Below are 25,467 nucleotides of genomic sequence, written 5' to 3'. Positions count from 1 at the left end.
TCAGGAAATCAACGAGCATATCTTTGGGACTATCAAACGGCAATGGGGCTATAATCACACTAATTTAACAGGATTGGAAAAAGTAAACGGAGAACACAGCTTAATTATGCTGGTCTATAACATCAAACGCAGTATCAATATACTGGGCGTTCCCGAACTTATTGCAAAACTTCAAAAATGGAATTCACCCTACAAGGCAAAAGTCTTGTTTTTAATAAAAAGGAGGTATTTAAAGCTTAATACAACGTATATTTTTTATCCAATGAAATTTGCAGCCTAAAAAAATACCCTTCTCAGAAGGCTTTATTTGAATTGTAGTGTCGTTAATTTTTATGGGAATAATGAAAAAAGGAGGTTTTTTCACAGCCTGACGTTCTCGCGCTACAAGCAGTTTGGTACTAAATTAAGCCCATTATTCGGATTTGCCAAATCTTCCTAAATACAAACCAATTTTTCCATTAAGCCTAATACCCAAATTGCTTGTAGCGTGTGTTAGGCGTTCGCTTTTTCTTTTTCAATTGTTATATTTTTCGGAACTCTAATTCTATAGATAAATCCTGATATTTTCCCATCTGGAGTTAAATCTTTATAACTTGTTTTAATATATGGTCTTCCACCATCATTTGGATGAAATTCTTCTTTTAAATACTCTATCTCCTCATCTTTTAATTCTCTAACTGTCCCATTATTTTCGATATAAACAAATTCAAATCCATTTTCTTTAGGTCTTAAACGGCGGAAATACTTAAAGTAAATTATGAAAACAACAATCAAAATAGAGATTAAAATTATGAGTGGAATTATTTTCATAAGTTTTATTTTTCAAATCTCCATTTTTCTAGAACCAATGTAATAATTACATCATTCCAAGTTTCATAATTAACCAAATTTGGTAAAATTGGAATTATACTTGTCGAAAGCCATTTGTTATGCCCAACAATATACATCATTGCATTATAATTTAGTTTTCGGTCAAATGGGTTAGTAACTTTCAACATCATTCCTTCAGGTTTTTTATCTTTAACATTCTGTAAGAATTCAATTTGTATAGTTCTTTTAGGTTCTACAATTTTGTCTACGACTTTCATCGAGTATATTGTATCATTTTTAATTTCAACTTCAACATTCAATTTTTCTGTTGGGTAAATTTGAATAATATTTTCTTTTACAAAAAAATTTGATTTTGGAATATCCATTTGATAAAACTGCTCGTTGTCAACAGCTAATTTCAAAACAAAAGGTTCTCTTTCTTTTATTTCATTCTGCGAATAGCAAAAATTTGCAATAAATAATATAATTATAAATAGGTTTTTTTTCATATTTATTTTTTGGTTTCTACAGCTGGAAAGTGACGCCTAACGTTCCCGCGCTACAAGTAGTTTGGGACTAAATTAAGCCCTATTTTCGGATTTGCCAAATCTTCCAAATACAAAACCAACTTCCCATTAAGCCTAATGCCCAAATTGCTTGTAGCGTGTGTTAGGCGCAGTTGATTTAGAACGTATATTTTTTTTCACTTATTTGTTTTATAATTTTTTCAAGCCACGTTATGTCTGTATAATCAAGTTGGAACATTTTAAATGTTACAGGCATTTCATGTTCGCATAAGAGCTCCTTAACAAAAGTTGTAAAATGTGGAGTTCCATCGTTCAAATTAATTTGGATGTACCATTTCTCTTTTTTTTCAACTTCAAGAATCCTAATTATAACTTTGAATAGTGGAATATCTTCACTGTTGAAATAAGAGAAATTAAAAGTTTGAATACAATTCATTAAATCGTGACTACTACTGACGAATCCTTGTCTCAAATTCAGTATTTTTTTCTTATTGAAAGGTTTTTTATTGCCATTTACAAATAAAGTGTGTACTACTTTTGAGTTTTTATATAGAATTAATTTATATTCCAATTCAGTTCCAAGTTTATCTTTACACAAACCAATGTATAAATCAAAAGAATTAGGATTCTTATTCTTTTCAATATTTTTATTTTCAGCTTTAAAAATGCTAGAAGCAATAAATAAATAATCTATTGGAGCAGTATTTGGATTGAATTTTGTTGGATTATCAATACGATTGTCTTGCCAATATGGTTTTCTTGAAGAATGGCAATGTCTTTCTCTTATGTGTTTGTAGCCAGTTGATTCATTTCCATAAACTAATATTAAACCATTAGTTTGAGATACACCTCTAATTGATAATTTACTCGAACCAATATGCATTAAATTTTTTTCTGAATAGCAAGGATTTTTTGCTTCTTCAATTATCTGTTTTAGTTCTTCTTTAGTAAATAATTCCTCATTCATATCCGGTCAGTTGTCAATTGCGCCTAACGTTCTCGCGCTACAAGCAGTTTGGGATTAAATTAAGCCTTATCTTCGGATTTGCCAAATCTTCTAAATACAAACCAATTTATCCATTAAGCCAAATGCCCAAATTGCTTGTAGCGTGTGTTAGGCACAGTGTTTTTATTTATGCAGCGACATTAATTTTAATAGGTTTATATATTTTTCCAAATTCGCTTACCACGTCTTTGTATACATCAGTATTGCTTTTATCATCAATTATTTCAATTACAACCGAATAATCTTGTTTGTAATCATCTTCAATATTCCCTCTTGTATAAAGTCTTAACCGCAAGTCCCATTGACCAACTAAATATGATCTAGTGAATGATTTTTCAAATTGAATAATAGGATTCCAAGGTAGATTATAACTATCATCACCTGTAATGTTTATTGGCATGAAATTTCCCGTTGTTGGTTTAAACAATTTTGCAGATATTCTTGAATTTGAATACTCTGCTTCATGGTCTGGATTTACCGATGGATCATAAGTTATGGTTATTTTGATCCTTAATTTTGAATTTTCTTCTTCGGCGGCTAAAGTACTTGGGACATGAAATGAAATATATTGATAATTTTCTTGGTCTAAAACACCTTCAAAGATGTATGCGGCATTATTTCCGTTTGCCCTAATTGCTTTCTCTATATTTGGTTCACCAAAACCCACATATTTTGAATTATTTTCTGTTAGTTCCTCATGTATGTCTCTATTATCACTAAAATGGCAAATTAGTCCCTTAACTAAGTTTGGATCACTGTTTGGATAATAATCAAATAATTGTTGAGCATACTGTGAAATTATTGGTGCTGCATGACTTGTACCAACATCTAAAGCAAGACTTTTACCATCTGCACTTATTCCATATGTTGAAACACGTGGAGCTGTAGTATATGGCGTAACAAGGTTTCCACCATGTGCAACAACTTCAGGTTTTATTCCCTTATCAGCTCCTGGACCAATACGAGAAAATGCTGAAAGAACATTGTGTTCAGATAGAGAATTTTTATTACTATACTTTGCAATTGATCCAACAGTTAATCCAAGTAATGATTCAGCAGGACAACCAATTCTAGATTCTAAATGATTGAAATGATCACTTGGAAAATCTCCTAAAGCCTTGTTTATATTTCCAGCTGCAATAACAAATAAAACTTTATATTCTTTTGAAAGAAAATCTAAAAGTTTAGCTAATTCTGAAAATTCAAAGTCATTAATTGGGTGAGGCATACCAAGTGACAAGTTGTATACTTTAACTTTCTCATGATTTCCAATTACTACTTCTTCGATTGCAATCCTTAATTCAAATTCACTTGGATTTTTAGTACTACCAAATTCATCAATCCCAAATACTGGCACATCAAGTATATAACAATATGGATCTAGCATATGAGTTCCTAAACAGCTATCGAGTTCGTCGCCGAACACACATCTACTTGCAACAAATGTCCCGTGATTATATCCACAATCTACAGAGCCAAGAGGTAGATAATTTATTCGATCTTTTACTATTGCATCAAAAATACCATTTGTATTATTAACTCCGGAATCAATAATGCAAATTACAGAATCAGATTGTACTGGATTTATTTTTAATGGATTAGGCATTATTTCAGCAGGAATTGAACTTTCAACAAAAAATGTATGATTCGCTTTAATTTCTTTTATTGTTGTGAATTCAGAAACTATTTTTGGTATAAATCTACTTTTAATTGTGCATTCAATAGAAGTGATTCCATTTGAAAAATTTCTAAAACTTACATTTTCCGTATATTGTTTTATTTCTTCAACAATAGTATTGTTTATAGCAAATCTTTCTTTGCGAGCTAAAATATTATATAAATTAATTATTATTGAAATTTCTTCATCAGAATTAAAATCTATTTCAGTTTTAATTTTATTTTCAACTGGAATACTTGAAATTTGTTCGATTGGCGAAAAATATGTTTTGCCAATATTTTCAGGACTTTCAATGTATTCAATTAGTTTTTGTTCAAAAACAGGAAGTACTTCTTTTTTTATCCTTGCAGTTCCTATTGATTTATTAGAGTTTGAAAACGATAAAATTTCAAAACCCAAATGCTCTATTTTTTGCTTTTGACTTTTTATGGAAATATCTGCCGGTGTTTCTAACTGAATATATAAGTCAGAAGTGTATTTAAAATCCTTTTTGGAAAGTTCAACTTCTTTTAATTTTAAAGTTTGAGTATGTAAATTTAAACCATGTTCAGTGTGATCAATTCTTTGAACCGAAATACCTCCTCCTGTTTTTTCATATTTTTCGTTTCGAATGTTTTCTTTTGGAATTTCGAAATGAAATTTATCATCGCTCATAGTTTATATTTTAATATGTTGAATTCTCGTCGGTTCTTTTAACATTGTGCCTAACGTTTTGCAGCTTGGCGAAGTGGCGGACTTTGAAGTCCTTAACTTTCTGTTAGCACAAAATTTCAATTGAAAAACTGAACTTCATTTTAGCACTAAACCCGCCATTTTGCCAAACTGCTGTTAGCGGCTGGGCTTTATTTATTTTGATTTATTTTTTGTTTTTCATTTTAAATACAATAAAAATTCCAATTAATATAACAAAAATTAAAGGCAATATATATTTTCTATTGTCTTTGAATGATATATTAGGTGTTGGGTTTTCATTTTTGCCTAATTCATTAGTTTCGTCTTTTTTTTTACTAATATTTTTATCTTTAACCAACCAACCTATTTCAGGTCTTAAAGTTAAAGAGTTTTTATCTTGTTTTATTCCAACAAATCCAGCTAAAAATTCCATTTCATATTCTTTACCAAAATAATTCCAAATAAAACTAGCTTTTGAAAGTCCATTATTGAATTGATTTGTTTCTAATCCTTCCATAAATTCTTTTGGCTCTTTATTTATGTAAGGATTAGGAATCATTTCTTGACTTCCATTGCTTATATATGGGAAAAATTTTATAATCCAACCTGTAATATATGGTCCACCACTTTCGTCTTTTCTTTTAAAGATATTTTCCCAAAATGTTTTGTCAATTTTGCTTTCGCTTGCATCTATAAATTGTTGAATTATTGGTTCTAATGAATTTATCCATTTATCAATTCCATAGCCTTTTAGACTATTTAAATTATTTTTAATTTTTATCCAATCGAGTTTTGTTCCTTCTATGTTAATTTCTGGTATTCCACAAGCTGTTGCATATTCATATTCAAAATATCCACTCATTACGTCTAACAGTGCAATTTCATAAGCTGCTTTTTCAGTTGGAGTTGTTGTACTGAATGATTGAACATATAAACTATGAATGTCTTTTTTTACATATTTAGATATAGAATCAGCCATAATTGGAAATGCCAACTCCCAAGGTGAATTTTTACTTCCTTTTTTGAACTTATCATTAATAAATTGTGTATTAACAACTAACTTTTTTTTATCGTTGAATGAAACAAATTTATTTCTTAACTCTTCGGTATTCAAATTTACGTGTGTAGAAAATCCTTGACAAATTAATAGCCAAATCATATCTGGACTTATACTTACCGGTCGATGATCAGAGTATGCCATATAAAGTGTCGAAACAAATGGATGAATTTCAGTTTCTACAAACATCTCGTTTCTGAGTTTAAACTCGCAAGCCTCGAATTGTCCATTAATTCTTTTTTCGATAGCTTTAACATAAGTAACTTCGGGTAAAGGTTTGTTCGCTAATTTAACATCATCACATTTTATTTTAACTTGTCCAATTAAATTCGAAACTAATAATAGTGATAATAATGTAAAAATGTATCTCATTTTATAATTGGTTTTTAAATAATTTTTCAGTTCTTTAAACTACGTTTTTCACGCCTTGCCGCTAACTCGTTTATATACGAATAAATTTAACCTCTTTTGTTCTAAATAGGTATGTTATGCGCATGTTTTGGTTCTTATTATTTTTCCAAATATATTGTTTTTTTCTTACAAATGATAAAATAGAAATTCTAAAAAAATCTTTTATTAGTTTGGTTTATGAAACCTCGTGCTATAGCCCTGACAGTAGTGGCATCCTTTTTCTTGCTGCTGCCAGCAAGAAAAATATATGGCGCATAGCAGGAACCAGCTCCTAAATAAAAAAAGTACTGCAAAACATAAGTCTTACAGCACTTTCGAACAAATCAATAATTAATTAAATGCGTACAGGTTATTCGTTTATGACATCGCCTTCCTTAATTTCTTCGCTGGCGATTTTTATCAGTCTGTCTTTGCGGTTCAAATCACCGAATATTTCGATTTTATCTTCGATTTCCCTTCCTTTTTTTACATCGACTCTTGTGGCTTTGTGGTTTAGTACTTTAATCACAAACAAACCTTCGGCAGAACTCACCAAAGCCGATTTTGGCACTACAAAAGTGCTGTCTTTTGCATTAAGCGGCAATAGCACTTCGGCGACCATTCCGGGTAATAAATTTCCTTTGGTGTTGTGAACGTCCATTTCGACTCTTTCAGAGCGCAGTTTCAAATCTAAAGCACCGGACATTCTGGTGATGGTCGCTTTAAAAGTTTCCGGCAATGATTTTACGTTAAAACTCATTTCGTCGCCATTGTGTAAATATCCGGTGTACAATTCCGGAACTGAAACCGCCAGACGCAATTTGTTTTGCTGCTGAATCGTCAATAATGGCGAACTTGATGTAGGACCAACAAAGGTTCCTAAATTCACGTTTCTGGATGCCACAACGCCATCAAAAGGAGCGCGGATTTCAAGATAACCTCTCATGATCGAAATTTCTTTATGAGCTGCAACGGCTGCCTGGTATTGTGCGTAATCGGAGTTTTTCTTTCCGCTTGCCATTTCCAGATCGTTTTTAGAAATTGTTCCTTCAACTTTGCTCGTTTCGTACAAACGGTTGTAGGTGCTTTTACTGGTCGCATAAATCGCTTCCATCGATTTTAGTCTGGATTGTGCTGCTGCCAGCTGTGAACTGATTTCAGGAGCTTCTAAAACGATCAAAAGCTGTCCTTTGGTTACTTTTGAACCAATATCTACTTTTAATGTTTTTACGAAACTGCTCACTTTGGCATACAGATCCACTTGTTGAAAACCGGTTAATTCGGCAGGCAAACGCAATTCGGTAGTCAGTTTTTCTTTTTCTAAAAGAAACGTTTCTGTTTTAGGTTCGATTGCTGCCGTAACCACTTCCTCCTTTTTGGAATTACAGCTGTTCAGGAAAAGTAGTGCTGCAAAAAACAGCGCGGTTGGTTGTAGTATTTTAGTCTTCATTTTATGATTTTATATAAAATATGATATAATGTCTTTTTTAATAAATAGGCGGAAAGGAAAAAGGTGTGTCGAGATATTTTCAGCACGATGAGACTTTCAACTTTATGACTTTTGACTTTCGACTTTCGACTTACTTATTGATGAGATATAATGGATGCTTTCTTCGTCTTCAGGATCTAAAGAAACAGATTGTGTTGTGGTTTTTTCCTGCGCCCAGGCAAAAATTAACGGCAGGATTAATAATACGGCAAAGGTCGAAAATAATAGTCCGCCAATAACCGCTCTACCCAACGGAGAAACCTGATCGCCTCCTTCGCCATGACCAATCGCCATAGGAAACATTCCCGCAATCATCACCACCGAAGTCATGATAATCGGACGAAGACGCAGTGCTGCCGCTTCACGAGCCGATTCTAAGGCGTTTCCGTTTATTTTTCGCAGTTGTTCGGCATTGGTAACCAGTAAAACGGCGTTCGCAATCGAAACCCCAACCGACATAATGATGCCCATATACGATTGTAAGTTTAGGGTTGAACCTGTAATGGTCAGCATTAATAACGCTCCTAAAACTACCGCCGGAACCGTGGTTAAAATAACTAGCGAAACCTTGAATGACTGGAAATTAGCGGCCAACATTAAAAAGATTACAAAGATGGCAACCAATAATCCTACTTGTAAACTGCTTAATGTTTCTTCCAATACTTTACTCAGTCCAATTGGCGTGACAAACAAGCCACGTGGTAATTCGCCTAATGAACTGATTGTTGCAGCCACATCTTTAGTCGCCGTCCCCAAATCGGTTTGACTGATGTTTGCTGTAACCGTAATGTATGGCATTGCCCCTAAATTGTCATTTTCACCGCTTACAATGCCGGGTGTAATTTTGGCGACGTCACTTAAAACAGGACGAAGCGAGTTTTTTAATACCGGAATTTCTCCAATATCGGTTTTGCTTTTCATTTGGTTCAACGGAACCTGAACCTGAACATTCACCGACAGACCTGATTTTTCATCGATCCACGTATTTTTTTCTGTATATCTTGATGATGAGGTGGCAGCAACCAGCGAACGCGAAATGTCGTTCATATCAACGCCTAATTCGGCAGCACGGGTTCTGTCAATGTCAATATTCATGGCCGGATAATGAATAGGCTGTCCAATCTGAACATCTCTGAAATAGGCTATTTTTTGTAGTTTTTCTACAATTTGATTGGCATATAATTCATTTCGTTTTTTGTCTTTTCCTGCAATTCGAATTTCGATTGGAGTAGGAGAGCCCTGACTCAACACTTTATCTGTCAATTCGATAGGTTCAAAAGAGATTTTTACATCAGGAAGGATTTTTTTAATTCTGGCACGAAGGTCATCCTTAAAATCATCCATATCGGTATGGTATTCTTTTAAACTCACCTGAAATACCGCTTCATGCGAACCTGCCATAAACAGATAAATCGGGTTAATCGAGAACAGCGACGGGTGCTGACCTACATAGACAGACGAAATTCCGATGTGTTCTTTACATACCATTTTCTCTATTTCTTTCAATACCAAAATGGCTTTTTCTTCGGTGCGTTCCAAACGGGTTCCGTCGGGAGCACGCATTCTCAGCTGAAACTGACTTGAATTTACTTTCGGAAAAACATCTTTTCCAATAAAGGTTAAGAAGACCAGAGCAAGAACCGTAATTCCAATTAAATACGTTAAACCAGCTATTTTTTTGTATGGAAAAAGTCTGTCCAGCGTTCTCATAAAACGGATTCGGAAGCGCTCAAAAGCACCAATTTTTCCGTTGCCATCTGTATCCGTTCTTTCAACATACTCTTTTTTCTGAGTGATCAGCTGTTTTTCAGATTCAGGTGTTAATCCGCAGGCGTTGAATTCGGCTTCATCATCTGTGATTTCCGGTGCATGTTCGTGTTTTGGATGCGCTTTCATTAACCAGTTCGCCATTACAGGCACAAAAGTCTGGGATAATAAAAACGAAATGACCATAGAAAAACCAATCGCTAACGCCAACGGCAAAAACAAAGCTCCCGGAATTCCGACCATCGTAAAGGCCGGCGCAAAAACCGCCAGAATACAAAGCAGAATCAATAATTTTGGCAACGCAATTTCCTGACAGGCATCCCAAATCGCGAGTGCTTTTGGTTTTCCCATGTCGAGATGCTGATGGATATTTTCGATGGTTACGGTACTTTCATCCACTAAAATTCCAATTGCCAAAGCCAGTCCGCTCAACGACATTAAGTTAATTGTTTGTCCGAATAGTTTCAGGAATAGAACGCCGGAAATAATCGAAATCGGAATTGTCAGGATTACGATTAACGCCGCACGCCTGTCACCTAAGAATAATAAAACCATTAATCCGGTTAAAACCGCTCCGATAATTCCTTCGGTAATTAAACTTTTAACCGAGTTGATGACATAAACCGACTGGTCAAATTCGTATGATAACTGTACGTCTTCAGGAAGTGTACTCTGAATTTTAGGTAATTCGGCTTTTAATTTCTGAACCACATCCCAGGTCGAAGCGTCTCCTGCTTTTGCAATACTGATGTAAACCGAACGTTTTCCATTAACCAAAGCATAACCTGCTGTAACATCGGCACCATCTTTTACCGTCGCAACATCTCCTAATTTCAGGTTTTGAACCCCGCCTTTAAACAACGGAATCTGCTCAAAATCCTTAATTTCCTTAATCGTATTATTGGTTGGCGAAATGTAATTGATATCACCAATTCTCACGTTTCCGGATGGAGCCGTCTGGTTGTTCACACGAATTGCTTCAACAATCTGATCGGGTGTCAGGTTATGTGAGCGCAATAAATCCGGATCTACGTTAACCTCTACCGTTCTTGGGCTTCCGCCAAAGGGAGCCGGAGATAATAAACCGGGAATCGAAGTAAACGACGCACGAACATAAACATTCGCTAAATCCTGCAATTCGTTGTTGGAACGTATTTTACTGCTTAAAACCAATTGACCGATTGGCAGGGAAGAAGCATCAAAACGAATGATAAACGGAGGCTGTGTTCCCGGAGGAAATGCCGCCTGAATCCGGTTCGAAAGCGAACTTAATTCGGCAGCAGCCTGCGCCATATTCGTGTTTTCATAATAGGTTAATTTCATGATCATTAACCCCTGAATATTCTTGGTTTCTACCGATTTTACGCCATTGGCAAAAGGAAGAATGTTGACATAATTTTTGGCAAAATAGGCCTCCATCTGGTCCGGTGTATACCCTCCAAAAGGATGTGCAATATAAATTACCGGCAAATTCATCTTTGGAAGAATATCTACCTTAATGTCTTTGATGGCACCAATTCCGAAGAAAAACAGACCCGCAACCAATACTAATATGGAGATGGGTTTGCGGAGTGCAAAACGTATTAAATTCATTAGGATCTATAATTAAAATTCATTTATAAATAAGTCGAAATTGCCTGTTGCGGCTACTTTTAGCAAATACGATTGCCACACATTGTTATTGACGATATCACGGTCGATTTCGGCACGGTTTAAGGTGAATAACGTTTGTGTGATGTCTGTCAGATCAGTCAGACCGTTTTTGTATAAAGTCGATTTTTGCAAATACGCTCTTTGTGCCGCATTGACCTGAATGGGCGCTTCGGCATAATTCTCCAACGTGATTTTGATTTTATCTTCAGCAAAATTCAATTGCGACTTTAATTCTCTGTCTGCCTGATTGTATTCTTCCTGCAGACCTTGCGAAACAAATTTCTGGGCACTTACCTGTTTGCTCATTCGGAACAGTGTGGTCAGATTCCAGGTAATTCCAACTCCTATCAAATAATTGGTACGATCCGGATTTACGCCATCCCAATAATTTCGGTTAAAAGCGGTCTGATCTGTCGCATAAGCCGAGTCAAAACCTGAAGCTCTTGTCTGTAAAATCCCAAAAGCACTCATCGTAGGATAATAAAATCGCTTGTATAATTTAGTCTGCTGATTGCTGTAATCAATTCGGGTTTTATATAATTGCAATAACGGATGAAGGCTATCAGTTGTTTTTTCGGCTAATAATAATGCTTTCGGAATCTGGTTTACAAAAACTGTATCGGTAACAAAATCCTGAGGTGCAACGCCCATCAAATCGACTAATTTGTTGTTTTGTTCCTTAACGAAATTGCGGGCAAGATTCAAGGCGATTTTAGCTTTTGAAACTTCGGCTGTAGCCAAAGTAGAATCGACTCCAGCTAATAATCCGTTTTTAACACGGGCTACGGCTGTCTTTTTGAAAACTTCGGCACGGCTTAAATTCTTTTGCTGCGAAATCAGTAATCTTTGGCTTGCCAATAAATTAAGGTAGGCGGCAGAAATTTTAATTTTGTGTTGAAACATTTCCTGCTTTAGATCGTTTTCTTTGGCCTGAACATCGACTTTTGCCAGATTGATTTTTTCTTTTGCTTTTCCGAAAGTGAAAAAATCCCAGTTCATATTCACTAAATAAAGTGCTCCAAAAGCGGAATTCCAGTTTTGATCCGGCAATGCAGGTCCTGAAGAAGCAGCTGCCAAACCATTAAATCCGTAAAGGGCACCATTTTGCCCGTTGATCGTTCCGTAATCCTGTTGCGCAGATAAATTTAGATTCGGTAAATAATCGCGTTTGGATTGTTTTAGGGTTTCTCGCGAAGCATTGGTATAATTGTTTTTTGCCCTGATTGATCCGTAATTTTCAAGACCTGTTTTTATCGCTTCTTTTAAGGATAAGGTTTGTGAATAACCGATTGAGGCAAAAATCAGGAAAAATAGTAAAGCAACTCTTGAACTCTTGTTAAAAACGTCTGTTCGAGTGTTTTTTGTGGAGTGAAAGGGAGCAAAAAATGTATCGAGAACCGTTTTTAGTTTTAATTTTTCTTGTTCTCGATACATTTTTTTATCGAAAAACACTCGAACTGACGAAAAATTAAAACTAAAAACTAATTGCAACCAACGAGTTAAAGTAGTTTTTTTGAAATACATAAAATTTAGATGTGATATTACAGTCCAAAATTATTTCACTTGCATCGATATTTGCCTTCTTAAATGATGTAATGCAATACTAAATGACCAATTGAATTTGTCATTTTTTGGAAAAAGAAATTAAATATTTGTCCGTACTTTGTAAACTATTTAAATTTAAAAATGAATAAAAAATTTGATAACATATTGGACAACAAATGGTGGCAGGAAATTGCCGTTGTCCTCTTCTCATTTACAATTTATACATTGAAGAATGACTGGATGTTATTTAGTTCTTTTACTTCTATTTTAATGGGTGTTTTTTTCTACTTTATTTTATACATGCACGCCCAATTCAACCGATTTTTTCTTCTTCCTATATTATTCAAAACCCGCCGTCCTTTAACTTATGTATTTCTAACGCTTTTTGGTGTATTTGTCTTTTCTGTATTGTTGTATGAAATAACGATGCTGAAGATGTTTAGCAATTGTCATCTGTACCAAAATTCGCATCAAAGAAGCTATGTGTATCAATTGGCGAGTGTTTTGGGGACTTTGGTTTGTATTTTGAGTCCGATAATTGTGTTTAAATTCTACAGAATCCATAGAAAACAAACAGATGAAACCTTGCTGTTCAATCAAATGCAGCTGAATTCATTAAAAGGACAATTGAATCCGCATTTTTTATTCAATACGTTCAATACACTTTACGGTATTAGTTTGGAATTCCCTGAAAGAACGCCGGATTTGATTATGAAAGTGTCACAATTAATGCGTTATCAATTAGAAAGTAATAACAAACAATGTGTTTCTCTTGAAGATGAACTGGAATTTATAAACAGCTATGTTCAGCTCGAAAAAGAGCGTGTAGGCTATCGTTGTGATATTACCTACGATTGTAAAATTGACAACGAAAACGCTTATAAAGTTTCACCAATGTTGTTAATCGCATTTATCGAAAATGCCTTTAAACACGGAACCTGCGCTATAGAAAAATGTTTTGTTAGAATCATTGTCACGGTCGAAAACGGTTTGTTGCACCTGCATGTTGTGAATTCTATTCCGAAAAAAACCGATGTTGTTTCTACTAAAATTGGTTTAAAAAATACGATTGAACGTCTGAATTTAATTTACGGAAAAGACTATAAATTAGATATTCAGGACGATAAAAATACCTACATCGTTGATTTGAAATTGCAACTGAAAAAGTTTGTATAATGAAGGAAACCAAAAAATGCATTATTGTTGATGATGAGCCGGCTGCGCATTATGTTTTGGCAAATTATATCAAACAGAATCCACAATTGGAACTCGTTTTTCAGGCATACAATGGCATTGAAGCGATGGATTATCTGCGCGAAAATAAAGTCGATCTGATGTTTCTGGATATTAATATGCCTGAGATTTCAGGAATGGAATTGCTGAAAATCATTCCAACGCATCCTAAAACTATTTTGACAACTGCGTATTCTGAATTTGCTTTGGAAAGTTATGATTACGGTGTGATTGATTATCTGTTGAAACCCATTTATTTTCCGAGATTTCTAAAAGCTATCGATCGTTTTTTCGCAACAGAAAATGTAAAAATCAAAGAAGAAGAAGTAATCGTAAATTCTGTTAGCGTAAAAGTGGATGGTTATTTTATGGATATCGAATTAGACCAGCTTTTGTTTGCCCAAAGTTTTGGCAATTACGTAAAAATCCACACTGTCAAAAGAACGTATCTGGCTTCTATTACCACAACAGAACTGGAAAAATGCCTGCCTGAGAAAAGCTTTATGCGCATTCATAAATCGTATATCGTTGCATTGGATAAAATTGAAGAAAGTGAAAAAGATTTTGTGGTGATAAAAAATGAAAAACTTCCGGTTGGTATTACCTATCGACGAGAATTGACCGACCGGCTAAAAAATAAAGACCATATATAAGAATTCAGAAATAAGTGCTTACTAATTCAGTTATTTCAAAAAAGAAGCCTGCTAAGATTCATTTCCTGCAGGCTTTTTTGATTTTGTTTCCAAAATTAATTAACGGCTAACTTTTCTTTCCAAACAGGAAGGTTGACTCCTTTAAAAATAAGCCATAAGCTTAAGGCTAATTCTGCGATAAGGCACGGCATCAATAATAGAATACTGGAAAGCTGCGGAAACAGAATTAAAGCAAAACTGTTTGTTAAATAGCAGAATCCTGCAATTGACATCAGTACTCCAAATATTTTTGGAAAATATCCGGATTTGCAAATTAAATATCCTTCGATAAGACATACAAAACCAAAAAAGATCAATCCAACGCCGAAGCCAAAGTCGTGCAATTTTATAGAAAGATAAGACAACGTATGCAATTGATCCGGACTAAATGATTTTAAATAATCGGCATCTCCCAAAAAGAAAAGCGCTGCCAGTAAATTTAATTTGTTGGCAACCAAAACAGCGGTCTGAATCAAATTGAAAGAAAGATTAAGGAGTGCTAGTTTTTTGTTTACAGGTCTAAGTAAATAATAGAGAATTATCATTACAGGCAGATCACAAATCTGCATAATCAAATCTGCGGTAATGCCAATTTTCCATAAAAATTCAGAATGTATAATGTTGTTTGCAGTAGCGGTTGCATCTCCATAAACAACTAGTTTATTTCGGACAAAGGTTTCAGCAAAAGCACCGGCTATGATGATGAGTAAATAAAATAACCCTGCGATTCGGGCATAAAGCTGTGGAGAAGTTTCAAATTTTGTTTTGTCTTTCATAGGTGATGATTTGGTTTCAAAATTAGACGGTTAGTACATCAAAAAGTTACTTGTTTTATCAATTAAAAATCAGATTATTTTTAATTTAAACTGAAAATTTCATTGAAACTTCATTTTAAATTCATTTATAAGTAGTAAATTTATTACTGATTTTTTGGACTTATTAATTTTTAATGATAGAAAAAATGAAAAGAATGTCTGTAATTTTCGCTCTGTTCAGCTTTAGTTTTTTAATTGCACAGGAAGGAACGAATATGAAAAAAACAGTAACTCCTACTGAATTGGTTAGAGTTGCTTTTGAAAAAGAATACCCGGGAAAAATACCGGTCTGGTATGAAGAATATGTTGGCGACGACAATGATGAAATTCGTTATGAGGCAAAATTCAATGTAAACAATACTACGAAAGCACTGGCGATTTATGACAACTTAGGAAATATGAAAGCGTATGAGCTACAGATTCCGTTAAGTAAGCTGCCGGTAAAAGCACAGATTTACCTGAAGAAAAATTATCAGGCAAAAGCAATAAAAGAAATGGCAGTAGTGGTTAATGATAAAAACCAAACTACTTATGAAGTTGGAGTCGAAAAAGATTCAAAGTTTTACGATCTCATTTTTGATAAAAACGGAGGATTCGATGTGAGTATCGAAAAAAATTAAATGTGCTTACTTACTAATTCAGATATTTAAACGACAAACCCGATAAGTTTTAGCTTATCGGGTTTTGTTTTTGTAGAAGCATAGTGTTAATTTAAAACACATAGAAGCATAGTTTTTGTAAACGTAAAAGACGTTTCACTTATTTAAAAAACACATAGCTATGTGTTGAGAAATGAGTTTCTCTTTTTTAACCTTTTCAAAAAAAAAGCTATGTTTCTATGTGTTGAAAAACAGGTTGAATTTCTAAAATATTATAAAAATATTCCTCCCGAAACCTCAATACGCTGTCCATTTACCCAACGGGATTCTTCAGAACATAAAAAGGCAACTACACCGCCAATATCATCAGGAAGACCAACTCTTCCTAAAGCAGTTAAACCGGCAATCATTTGGTTTATTTCATCATTGTCACGAACAGCGCCTCCGCCAAAATCAGTTTCAATAGCACCGGGAGCCACTATGTTGGCTCTGATTTTTCTCTCGCCCAGTTCTTTTGCCTGATATTGTGTCAGAGTTTCGATAGCGCCTTTCATCGAAGCATAAGCAGCATAACCCGGGAATGAAAATCTTACCAGACCGCTTGAAATATTTACAATTCCGCCGCCATCGTTTAGTATTGGTAATGCTTTTTGGGTTAAAAAGAAAGGGCCTTTAAAATGAATATTAGTCAGGAGGTCAAATTCATCTTCAGTAGTTTCTGCAAATGAATTATGAATTCCGATTCCGGCATTGTTTACCAAAAAGTCGAATTTATTTGTTTTGAAAGTGTTTTTCAGAACAGTTGAAATGTTCTCAATAAAGGAATCAAAAGTAGCGGACTCCGCAACATTTAACTGAATTGCAGCTGCTGTCTGACCTAAATTTTCAATCTCTTTGACTACTTCATCAGCTTCGTCTTTTTTACTGTTATAAGTAATAATCACGTCAATTCCTTTTTTTGCAATTGCGATTGCCATATTTTTTCCCAGACCTCTGCTTCCGCCTGTTACCAAGGCGATTTTTGTATTTACTGCCATATTGTATTTTGTTTTAAATTGATATGACAAAGGTATAAGCAAAGCCGTGTATGCAATTGTAAATATCAAACCGATGTTTGCAAAATTCAAATCAGAATTAAAAATTCAATAGCAATGTCGATGTCAAAATTCAATATCAATTTTAAACCCAAACGTTAAATCTGAAACTGAACTTTCAAAATTAATTCCTGAAAGCTAATGGTGTTAAAGAGGTTTGTTTTTTAAAGAAATTCGAAAAATGTGCCAGTTCTTCAAAACCCAGCGAATAGGCAATTTCAGAAATATTCCAGTCGGTTTGTTTTAAAAGAATTTTGGCTTCGCTTGTTAATCGGGAACTGATTAATTCTGTTGTGGTTTTTCCGGTGTTTTCCTTTAAAACTTTGTTTAGGTGATTAACATGAACTGATAGCCTTTCTGCAAAATCTTTGGCAGTTCTTAATTCTAAACGCTGATGTGGCGATTCTATTGGGAATTGCCTTTCTAGTAATTCAGCAAATAAGGATGAAACCCTTGCTGCCGAATTGTGTTTGGAGTATAAAGCTGTAATGGGCTGTAATTTCTGTCCAAAGTGAATTAATTCAGCGACATAATTCCGAATCAAATCATATTTATAGACATAATCAGAGTTGATTTCTTTTTGTATTTTGTTGAAAATCAATTCTACTTCTGAAACTTCTTCATCCGAAAGCTGGAAAACAGGATAGCCGTCTGAAGCAAAAATAGGTAGTTCGTTTAAATCAATCCCACTTTTATTTTTTGATAAAAATTCACTCGAAAACACACAAAATTGTCCAGCCTGATTGGTTTCCTGAGGGATATAATTGTAAGGTATCCTGGGTGTGGCAAACAAAAGTCCCTGCTTTTCAATTTCGATTATTTTGTCGGCATATTCTGCTCTGTTTTTCCCCCGAATTAAACTTATTTTGTAATAGGCTCGTCGGTCATAAGGCATGGCGGCGCATTTACTGGAAAGCCTTTCTAAAAGATCTTTGATATCAAAAACATTAAAATGTCCAATCTCTTTCTGAATGTCACTTGGCAATAATGACTTTGGTTCTACAGTTGAGCCTTTGGTAATATCCTCGTAAAAAGAGTCTAATGATTTCATAAGTGTGAATTGTAAAATTCAAATATACGAAAACTAATTGTGAGATGTAAAATGTAAAATGTAGAATGTAAAATGTAGAATGTAGAATGTAAAACTTATTCACTTTCTAACTTCTAACATTTTACAAAATCAAAACAAACTTCCCTGAACAAATTCAGGCTGTGCGTTTCCATTAAATATAAAAGTATCAATAACAAAAAACTGCTTTTTAACAGGGTCGAGTTCGCGCAAGACAATTTCTTTACACAAAAAATCAATCTCAATAGTAGTAAAGAGCTGTGAGGCTATTTTGAGATTTTCAGATGTAAGTTTTCTGCCAATCGACAGGTGCGGATCATCACTTTTTTTGAGTTTTAAAGATTTCAAAGTTTCCTGAATCTTTTTCATGACTGGTTTCAGATTGTTTTTCGAAGCTTCATTGGGAGCAATAAAAAAGGCACCGCTGTTTTCATAAAACGAAAAATGATCCAGATAAATAGGGAGAGGTATAAAAGTATCGCAAACTTTAACAAGTTTTTGTTTGAAGATATTAATTTGAGAATCGTCAATTGTGAATTCGCAGATCGTAATATGTGCAGTCGAATTGCAACTGTTATACCAGTTGATTTTGCTTTTTAAATACTCCTTCATTGTTTTAACAGCATCAATAACATCCTGCGAAGGATAAATTGCAACTGAATACTTTTTCTCCATCTTAGAGTTCTCCTTTTTTATACAACCGTTCATAAATTTCAGACTGAAGCAATCCGCTTCCGCCTCCAAAATGCTCTATGATTTCAACTCTGGGATGGGCTTTTAAACAAAATGCTGAAAATTCCTTTTCGACATGATCCTCAATTGCAGAGCTTAATAGAACAAAATCAACATTATGCTGTAAAAAGTGATCCTTGGCTAATTCTTCATCATTAAACCCAACGGCATTCCAGTTTTCATTTGCATTTACTAACCTTAGCAAAATTTCAAGTATGGGTTGATTTTTACCTAATATTAAAAAGTCATATTTTTTCATAATGCTATAGTTTTCATTACAAAAATAGTTTTTAAAAGCTAAAAATGACTTAATCTACATTAAGAATAACATTCGATTGCGATAAAAAAATAATGTTTTGAGTTAATCTAATTCCTGTTAAAAATGGAAATTTGATGTAACAAACAAAATCAGTATTAACTAAAAAATCAATATTATGTTACGTTGGACAGTCATTTTTATTATCCTGGCTATAGTAGCCGGAATATTTGGTTTCGGAGGAATAGCTGCCGGAGCCGCTAGTATCGCTAAAGTCTTATTCTTTATATTTATTGTATTATTTCTGCTGTCATTAATTAGCGGAAGAAGAAAAATTTAGATAAAACTTCAAAAAAGGAAAGTAAAAAAACGGCACATTTATTTTGGTAAATGTGTCGTTTGCAATTTTAAAATAAAACATAAAATCATGGCAACAAAAAGTGGCGCTTATCAGCACGTTTACATCAAAAGAGAAGAGGAAATGGTAAGCTTAAAAAATGATGTTACAGATTTTTGCGAAAAATATATAAAACCGATTCATCCGGATAATTGGGACTGGTCGGTCAGGGATTTTGAAAATCCGGATAATGATCCAACCGTTGAGGAAGCAAGAGTAATTGGAAGATTGGTTTTTAAAGATTTGAGTGATGAAAAAGAAACCGATGTTGATCTTTCTACGATGAATAATGTTGAATCTATAAAAGCTTACTTAAATCCGGACAGTAAGTATGAAGTATTTAATATGGAAGAATTTGCTTTTGCGCTTAAAGTCGAACTGGAACATGGAAGAATTAAGGATGTCAATGTAACCAACAACCATCCTTTTTTAACTGCGATGATTGCACTTGCTCATATGACAGAAAGCCTGACGTATTATAAAAGATTAAAAGTGATGGAAGCTGAAGGTGAAATTTATGAAATCATGCGTAAAATAGAAAGTTCAGACAGTTTTGAAAAAGACAAATGGTACAAGGAACTGATTAAAGCCGAAGAAGAACTTACAGAAGCAAGAGCAGGTCTGGCGGAACGTCTTGAAAAAATGGATGATATTCCGGCTCTGGAAAAAATTGGGGATTGATTATTAAAGTGTAAAGCCGTTAAAATTAAACGGCTTTTTTTGTGTTTTAGGATTAAGTTGTTGATTATAAGGGAGATTATTTGTTTGGATAGAATAGGGTAATTTTCTAAAGAAATCCTTTTTTAATTCTTTTAATATATAAATAAGCTATTGCTCCCTTTCTGACGATGCAGATAAAGAAGAATATAAGTTGTCGTAATTTCTTTTTTATCTTTTTGTTTAAATCCTCCCCAAAGTGCTGATTTTTTATTGTTTATTTTTTGTAAGCACACAAGCTTGCCATTAGCATAAAATTTGACAGTAAATTTCTCAATAGGTTTTAAATCAAAAAAGTCAAGATTCTGATCAGTTCTGAATTGATAATCATTCTGCCATCTGTCTTTTATTTCAGCAGATGATAAATAAAGTTGCTGCGAAATTCTCTTCTCTTTATCATAATTTATATTAGCTAGTTCGTCTTTAGTACCGGATAGATATATTTCTCTAATTTGATTGTATTTTGTGAGTACCTGTTCTTGTAATTGTTCTAATTTTTCTATGTCTTCTGTGAAAAGAATTTCTGAGTTTTCTAAAGTTTGTATTTCATAAGGAACTTCAGAAATAAATGTAAAATTGTCTTGATAAGACGGTCTGCCTGAAAATACTGAAACTAATTTCTCATTTATTTTATTTAGAGGAGTGTTGTAGGTTATAACTTCTTCTTCATCAGCCATTTTGTTAGTACTGTCTAAAAATGATTTAACTATTTTTATTTGTATAGCTGAGTTATTCTCTAAAATTTGATTAAATGTATTTGCTTCCTGATTAAAACCAGGATACATTTTAATCGTTATGTTTTGAATTCCGTCTTTAGAAATATGCCAGTTTAAAGGATAGTATGAGCCTTTTAAAGTTGCATTTGATGGCATAAAATGATTAACTATTGGCAAATCATTTATGAGTATTTCAAATGAGCAATTATTGGTATAAATATATGCTCCATAATGATATTCTTTTTCAAATCTGTTTATTTCCTTGCTTAAGGAATAAATATCCTGACTATTTTTCATTGTTTTTAATAGTATGTTATTTCTCTGATCGTTTGTTCTCTGATTTCCTTTTTGTCCTCATTATAATATATAGTACGTTTAATCCAGTTATTTTTATCATCGTATTCATATTGAAAATAGGAGTAACCATCTTCTTTGTTTCTCGAATTATACTCTTCTTTGTACTTAATTAAGATACAATCGCCAATTTCATTATAGCTGTAATTAATATATTTGTCACTTATTTTCAAGCGTCTATTAGAATCAATGTATTTTTTATAATCAAAGAAATTATCTTCAAATCCATGTTTGTTAAAAGTAGAATCTAACAAAACTTTGTCATGGCGAACCGCTGGGTTATTTGGAAGCATATTTTTTATGGAGTATCTCATTATACTGCTTTTTATAATATTTCCTTTTTTGTTAAAGGTTATTTTTATAGTATCTACAATTCCCATATATTGACCTTTGTATATTTGAGATGAATTAATACCTGCAATGTGTTCATCAATATGTATCAATTTTATAGATTTTACATCATTTATTAAATCATATAATTCCAAATCCTCAGAATTAAATTTTTTAGGCTGTATTTCTTTTTTTTGAATGTTTTGGCAACTCGTTATCTGAGAGAATAGAGTTATCATGTAAATTATTTTTATGTATTTCACAATGTCCTGAGTTAAGTTAAATAAAATTGAATTTTTTTGTCATTAGAGTCTTCAAAGCTGCCTTCATATTCATGCATTAAAACTAGATTAAATTCCATTGATTCTTCACCAGATGAATATTCTCCCCCTTCAGAATTTTCAGCGGCGTATCCGGCTGCGACTGTGATTTGTAATTTTATACCATGAAAAGTTAATAGAGGATCTATGAAAAAACCTTTATCATCTGCTTTTATAGCTCCAGATAGAGTAAAACCAGTAACTACCTCAACTCCTGCTTCTGCATAAGCTGATATTGTTCCTAACCATATGCTACTATATTTTCTGGATAATTTAATATTTGCTTCTAATTTTAAACCAAAAACACCATTTACGGTTAATGGACTGTCATCTTCAGCATCCCCAGCTAATGATTGTTGGTTTAGGTTGGTTGTTCCGCTTGCATGGTTATATCTAAGCATACCGCTAATTTCTAATTGTCCACTTACTTCTAAATTGACATTTATTTCAGGTCCTACTCCTATAGCAGCTCCTACGTCAATTAATGTAATAATCCCTCTTGCGATTGGATGTGCTTTTTGTGCTAAAGCTAAAAAATCCATAGTTATTGATGCTCCGATTAATGGCTTTGCCAAAACTTGAATTTCACCAACAATTCCCACTTGGGTCTTATGAATATCTTTAGGGTTTTCAGCATACCAAGAACCTAATATTGCAAGTGAAGGAGGTATGACATCAAAAGAAAATAAAGGTCTTCCTTTTAACGCATCACCAATTTTAGCCAGTTGCTCGGAGGCCTTTTCCTCATCAATTTCTTTTAATTTTTTATCTAACTTCTTTTTTGATTTCTTTTTACCATCCAAAATTAATTCAATCATTTTGGTGATTTCAATAATTTGCTTTACCAGACTGATGTACCTTTTGTAGCTTGCGGATATTTCAATTGCTTCTCCTGGGCGGTCATACTCTACATTTAAGGATACTACCAGGTCTGACAATCCTGATTCAACATTATCTTTAAAACTAAATAGATCGGGTCTGTCTGCCTTATATTGTTTTTTTGCTTTTGTTTTATCTTTATTATATTTTTTTTGAATGTTTAATTGCTGTTTCTTTCTTTCATTTAGTTTTGAGATTAATTTTTTAAATTTTTCCTTATCCTTTTTTTTAGCTTCACTCAAACCTAAATTTGCATTTGCAATATCCTGATCTATTTTGTTGATTTTCGATGCAATCTCTTTTGGTTTTAGTTTTTCATCTAATTTTTCAACCCGCACCAAATATTTGTCATATTCTTCGTTTCTCATTTCCTGAAATTCTTCGGGATCACAGTCATATGAAAATTGTAATATCCATTTTATATCAGGATAGACAACAATATCTAATTGTTTTGTAAAACAACAAGTTTGCAAAATAATAGGATAATGCTGTAATGCACCTTGACGTAGAGGCCAAATATACTTTAACAAACTAACTGAAGATTCATTACCATAATCAAATCCTATATCTAAAACGACTTCTGTATCTGAATTAGGATATTTTCCCGTGGTTTTTTTATCTTTATATAATGTTGAGTTACTCGTTTTAGAAATACCCATAGGGCTTTTTAAACTAGAAGTGCTACGAGTATGAGAAGCACTGATTTCATTATCGTCATTAGTGTCTTCATGTCCTTCTTCTTCCTTGCTGAAATTTAACCATCCAATTTTAAAACTATTTTCACTAAATATCAAATGTTCATTAATTCTGGTACTATCTGCAACAACAATATTGCCTTGAATTAACGATAAATCTATAACTTTTCCTTTATGAGATTTAATTTTATCATTAATAAAAAGACATTCGTCAGTTTTTGAATCTAATATAATCTTGACATCTCTGCGTGCTTCCCTTACTCCAGCTATAACAGGCATTATTAATTTTTGTTTTGATGCTTCTGTCTTTGAATTGAAAATTTCAATTTCAACAGGCTCATTATTTTCTCTATCAGCGTTTTTTGCGTATGAACCTTTAATGGTATCATATCTGCATGGTCTAAAAATGGCTAAATTAGTTTCTACTTTTCCAACAAGAGTAGGGTTATTGGTTGCTTCTATGACAGTTTCAGTCATTTTACCATCAGGAGCTACTTCTAAAAAATAATTTTCTTTTGTAGGTAATTTTAAAAACTGTCCGGTTTCTTGTGATTTTACAGAAGGATAAATTTTTAACTTGCTTCCTGCTAAAGCCTCCCATTTTTTGTCAACTAAAACCTCGATTTTTATTTTTTGAACATGGGTTTCCGATTTGCCATTTACTTTTAGATTACCAGAAATTCCGGTTTTGTTTATCTCGTTAGGAAGCAATTTATATATTAACGCTTCACTTGTAAAATTGTCCATATTTGAAATTGGCAGTAAATCATCTGAATCTGCTGTGTCTCTATCCCATAATCCAACCTCTAAATCTTGGCCATAAAGATGGCTTGTATAAATATTTAAAAGCACCTTGGAACCAAACTTAACTTTTTCTGTAATAGGTTTGCAATCAAGATCTGTCCATGCAACGCGAACAATTTTAGGAATTCCGGTAGCACAAACAAATAAACCATGTGGTATTTTTCCTGTAGCCGGATCATTCTTTGTAAAAACTTCAAGCCACGCAAAGCCGCCACCAACCAAAATTTCAGGAAAATTAATTTGCTTTTCAGGAATTTTAGGCATTCCAATTGTAAAATCGTTATTGTGGGCTATCATTTTTCCGTTCATACCATTACCTACAGTTTCCCAAGCCCAGCTTAATGTTGAAAGTTCTTCATTAAGCTTTTCATTAAAAGCATCTTTTTCTTTAGTATATTCGGCTTCCTTCTTCTCTCTTTTTTTAAGATCGGCTACATACATTTTCCGATCATCAACATTAGGCATTTTCCAAACTTCTTCCTGAGTTAATTTTTCAAAAGGGGGCAGTTTTTTTGGAGCACCACTATAAAAACCATCGGTAGGTATGATTTCAACTGTAAAATTTCCTGCCTTGGACAATGTTAAACAACCCATTGCCTTATCAAATTTTTGATCTTTTGTGAGTGGTGTTTTTAGAACTAAATGTAAATTCTTGCTCATGGTTTAATTTTTATTTTCAATCATTAAAATAGAATTTCCTAAATCTTCAAAATTTACTCCCGGCAGAATTTCGTTTAACACTTCAGGCTTACTATTCTCTATATTTTTTTTAGAGACTTCTGAAGTTTGACCATGATCTTTAATGATAATGCAGTCGGGTCCTCCAATAGGGCAAGTTCCTTTGCTGTCTTCGAGTAATATTTTACCCTGATTAGATAAAGTTACTTTTTCGTAAAGACCACTCCATTTTGTAATTGTTGCCTGACATGGTAAATAATCTCCACTTCCATTGGGTTGCATTTTGCATTTGCCAAAAGTGTTTTTTTCTAATGTTTGCCCAATTTCTTTATCTGTTGCAATAAGTTTATCCTTTACGTCTTTATCATTTGCATAATGCTTAGAATGTGTTTTTACTTTTAAGGTATCTTTTTTGGGTTCAACGCTAAACTTACATTGGCAGGTTGCCCCCTGAACTACAAAATGTTTTTCGGCCATAATAATAGGTTTGTTA

The 25,467-nt window shown here is 33.4% G+C and carries 23 protein-coding genes; 6 read left to right on the top strand and 17 right to left on the bottom strand.

Translation table 11 applies throughout. From position 1 onward, the window contains the following. The coding region (locus FLACHUCJ7_RS20900; RefSeq protein WP_230408890.1) for a transposase at positions 1-280 on the top strand (280 nt) is incomplete at its 5' end. Positions 281-492: 212 nt separating this feature from the next. Here FLACHUCJ7_RS20900 and FLACHUCJ7_RS20895 read toward each other — a convergent pair. The 8 genes from FLACHUCJ7_RS20895 to FLACHUCJ7_RS20860 all read right to left on the bottom strand — a co-directional run bounded on the left by FLACHUCJ7_RS20895 (position 493) and on the right by FLACHUCJ7_RS20860 (position 12,483). Next, positions 493-810, bottom strand: a complete 318-nt coding sequence (locus FLACHUCJ7_RS20895) for a hypothetical protein (RefSeq protein ID WP_180910315.1) — start codon at positions 808-810, stop codon at positions 493-495. Positions 811-815: 5 nt separating this feature from the next. Further along, positions 816-1,319: a hypothetical protein gene (locus FLACHUCJ7_RS20890; RefSeq protein WP_180910314.1), complete on the bottom strand. Its 504-nt coding sequence runs from the start codon at positions 1,317-1,319 to the stop codon at positions 816-818. Positions 1,320-1,494: 175 nt separating this feature from the next. Next, complete coding sequence (locus tag FLACHUCJ7_RS20885) at positions 1,495-2,304, bottom strand: hypothetical protein (RefSeq protein WP_180910313.1); 810 nt, start codon at positions 2,302-2,304, stop codon at positions 1,495-1,497. Positions 2,305-2,470: 166 nt separating this feature from the next. After that, entirely contained in the window at positions 2,471-4,675 is a 2,205-nt protein-coding gene (locus FLACHUCJ7_RS20880; protein WP_180910312.1) for a S8 family peptidase, read from the bottom strand. 202 nt (positions 4,676-4,877) lie between these two features. Then, positions 4,878-6,122 (bottom strand): DUF4419 domain-containing protein, encoded by a 1,245-nt coding sequence (locus FLACHUCJ7_RS20875; protein WP_180910311.1) that lies wholly within the window; start codon positions 6,120-6,122, stop codon positions 4,878-4,880. Positions 6,123-6,510: 388 nt separating this feature from the next. Then, a complete protein-coding gene (locus FLACHUCJ7_RS20870; RefSeq protein ID WP_180910310.1) occupies positions 6,511-7,590 on the bottom strand; it encodes an efflux RND transporter periplasmic adaptor subunit in 1,080 nt (359 codons plus the stop codon). 102 nt (positions 7,591-7,692) lie between these two features. After that, entirely contained in the window at positions 7,693-10,989 is a 3,297-nt protein-coding gene (locus FLACHUCJ7_RS20865; RefSeq protein WP_180910309.1) for an efflux RND transporter permease subunit, read from the bottom strand. Between the two features lie 12 nt (positions 10,990-11,001). Beyond that, positions 11,002-12,483 carry a TolC family protein gene (locus tag FLACHUCJ7_RS20860; RefSeq protein ID WP_180910308.1) on the bottom strand — a complete coding sequence of 494 codons (1,482 nt, stop codon included), beginning with the start codon at positions 12,481-12,483 and terminating at the stop codon, positions 11,002-11,004. A gap of 252 nt (positions 12,484-12,735) precedes the next feature. On the opposite strand from FLACHUCJ7_RS20860, the gene FLACHUCJ7_RS20855 reads away from it, so the two are divergent. Continuing rightward, positions 12,736-13,770, top strand: coding sequence for a sensor histidine kinase (locus tag FLACHUCJ7_RS20855; protein WP_180910307.1), 1,035 nt, complete (start codon positions 12,736-12,738; stop codon positions 13,768-13,770). Further along, a complete protein-coding gene (locus FLACHUCJ7_RS20850; RefSeq protein ID WP_180910306.1) occupies positions 13,770-14,480 on the top strand; it encodes a LytR/AlgR family response regulator transcription factor in 711 nt (236 codons plus the stop codon). The genes FLACHUCJ7_RS20855 and FLACHUCJ7_RS20850 overlap by 1 nt, the downstream gene beginning before the upstream one ends. 95 nt (positions 14,481-14,575) lie before the next feature. Here the strand turns inward: FLACHUCJ7_RS20850 and FLACHUCJ7_RS20845 are convergent, their stop codons facing one another. Continuing rightward, positions 14,576-15,295: a DUF4386 domain-containing protein gene (locus FLACHUCJ7_RS20845; protein ID WP_078230031.1), complete on the bottom strand. Its 720-nt coding sequence runs from the start codon at positions 15,293-15,295 to the stop codon at positions 14,576-14,578. Positions 15,296-15,489: 194 nt separating this feature from the next. On the opposite strand from FLACHUCJ7_RS20845, the gene FLACHUCJ7_RS20840 reads away from it, so the two are divergent. Continuing rightward, positions 15,490-15,954 (top strand): hypothetical protein, encoded by a 465-nt coding sequence (locus FLACHUCJ7_RS20840; protein WP_230408889.1) that lies wholly within the window; start codon positions 15,490-15,492, stop codon positions 15,952-15,954. Between the two features lie 251 nt (positions 15,955-16,205). Here the strand turns inward: FLACHUCJ7_RS20840 and FLACHUCJ7_RS20835 are convergent, their stop codons facing one another. The 4 genes from FLACHUCJ7_RS20835 to FLACHUCJ7_RS20820 form a co-directional block, all read right to left on the bottom strand. Then, positions 16,206-16,970 carry an SDR family NAD(P)-dependent oxidoreductase gene (locus FLACHUCJ7_RS20835; RefSeq protein ID WP_180910304.1) on the bottom strand — a complete coding sequence of 255 codons (765 nt, stop codon included), beginning with the start codon at positions 16,968-16,970 and terminating at the stop codon, positions 16,206-16,208. A gap of 181 nt (positions 16,971-17,151) precedes the next feature. Next, positions 17,152-18,078 carry a helix-turn-helix domain-containing protein gene (locus FLACHUCJ7_RS20830; protein WP_078230030.1) on the bottom strand — a complete coding sequence of 309 codons (927 nt, stop codon included), beginning with the start codon at positions 18,076-18,078 and terminating at the stop codon, positions 17,152-17,154. A 129-nt stretch (positions 18,079-18,207) separates the two neighbouring features. Then, positions 18,208-18,771, bottom strand: a complete 564-nt coding sequence (locus tag FLACHUCJ7_RS20825) for a 2'-5' RNA ligase family protein (protein WP_180910303.1) — start codon at positions 18,769-18,771, stop codon at positions 18,208-18,210. A gap of 1 nt (position 18,772) precedes the next feature. Further along, positions 18,773-19,087 carry a hypothetical protein gene (locus FLACHUCJ7_RS20820; protein ID WP_180910302.1) on the bottom strand — a complete coding sequence of 105 codons (315 nt, stop codon included), beginning with the start codon at positions 19,085-19,087 and terminating at the stop codon, positions 18,773-18,775. A 175-nt stretch (positions 19,088-19,262) separates the two neighbouring features. On the opposite strand from FLACHUCJ7_RS20820, the gene FLACHUCJ7_RS20815 reads away from it, so the two are divergent. Further along, complete coding sequence (locus FLACHUCJ7_RS20815) at positions 19,263-19,424, top strand: DUF1328 domain-containing protein (RefSeq protein ID WP_078230027.1); 162 nt, start codon at positions 19,263-19,265, stop codon at positions 19,422-19,424. Positions 19,425-19,511: 87 nt separating this feature from the next. Continuing rightward, a complete protein-coding gene (locus FLACHUCJ7_RS20810; protein ID WP_180910301.1) occupies positions 19,512-20,162 on the top strand; it encodes a DUF5661 family protein in 651 nt (216 codons plus the stop codon). 131 nt (positions 20,163-20,293) lie between these two features. Here FLACHUCJ7_RS20810 and FLACHUCJ7_RS20805 read toward each other — a convergent pair whose 3' ends face one another. From FLACHUCJ7_RS20805 to FLACHUCJ7_RS20790, 4 genes are read right to left on the bottom strand one after another with little or no spacing between them, the layout of a single operon-like run. Next, positions 20,294-21,211: a hypothetical protein gene (locus FLACHUCJ7_RS20805; RefSeq protein WP_180910300.1), complete on the bottom strand. Its 918-nt coding sequence runs from the start codon at positions 21,209-21,211 to the stop codon at positions 20,294-20,296. Between the two features lie 5 nt (positions 21,212-21,216). Continuing rightward, a complete protein-coding gene (locus FLACHUCJ7_RS20800) occupies positions 21,217-21,837 on the bottom strand; it encodes a hypothetical protein (RefSeq protein WP_180910299.1) in 621 nt (206 codons plus the stop codon). Between the two features lie 35 nt (positions 21,838-21,872). Next, entirely contained in the window at positions 21,873-24,956 is a 3,084-nt protein-coding gene (locus tag FLACHUCJ7_RS20795; protein WP_180910298.1) for a hypothetical protein, read from the bottom strand. Positions 24,957-24,959: 3 nt separating this feature from the next. Then, positions 24,960-25,451, bottom strand: a complete 492-nt coding sequence (locus FLACHUCJ7_RS20790; protein WP_180910297.1) for a DUF4280 domain-containing protein — start codon at positions 25,449-25,451, stop codon at positions 24,960-24,962. Positions 25,452-25,467: the final 16 nt, after the last annotated feature.

It is taken from the genome of Flavobacterium salmonis (assembly GCF_903819435.1).
GTDB classification, from domain to species: domain Bacteria; phylum Bacteroidota; class Bacteroidia; order Flavobacteriales; family Flavobacteriaceae; genus Flavobacterium; species Flavobacterium chungangense.
Note: the sequence above shows the minus strand (reverse complement) of the source record. Positions and strands in the feature narration are given on the sequence as shown.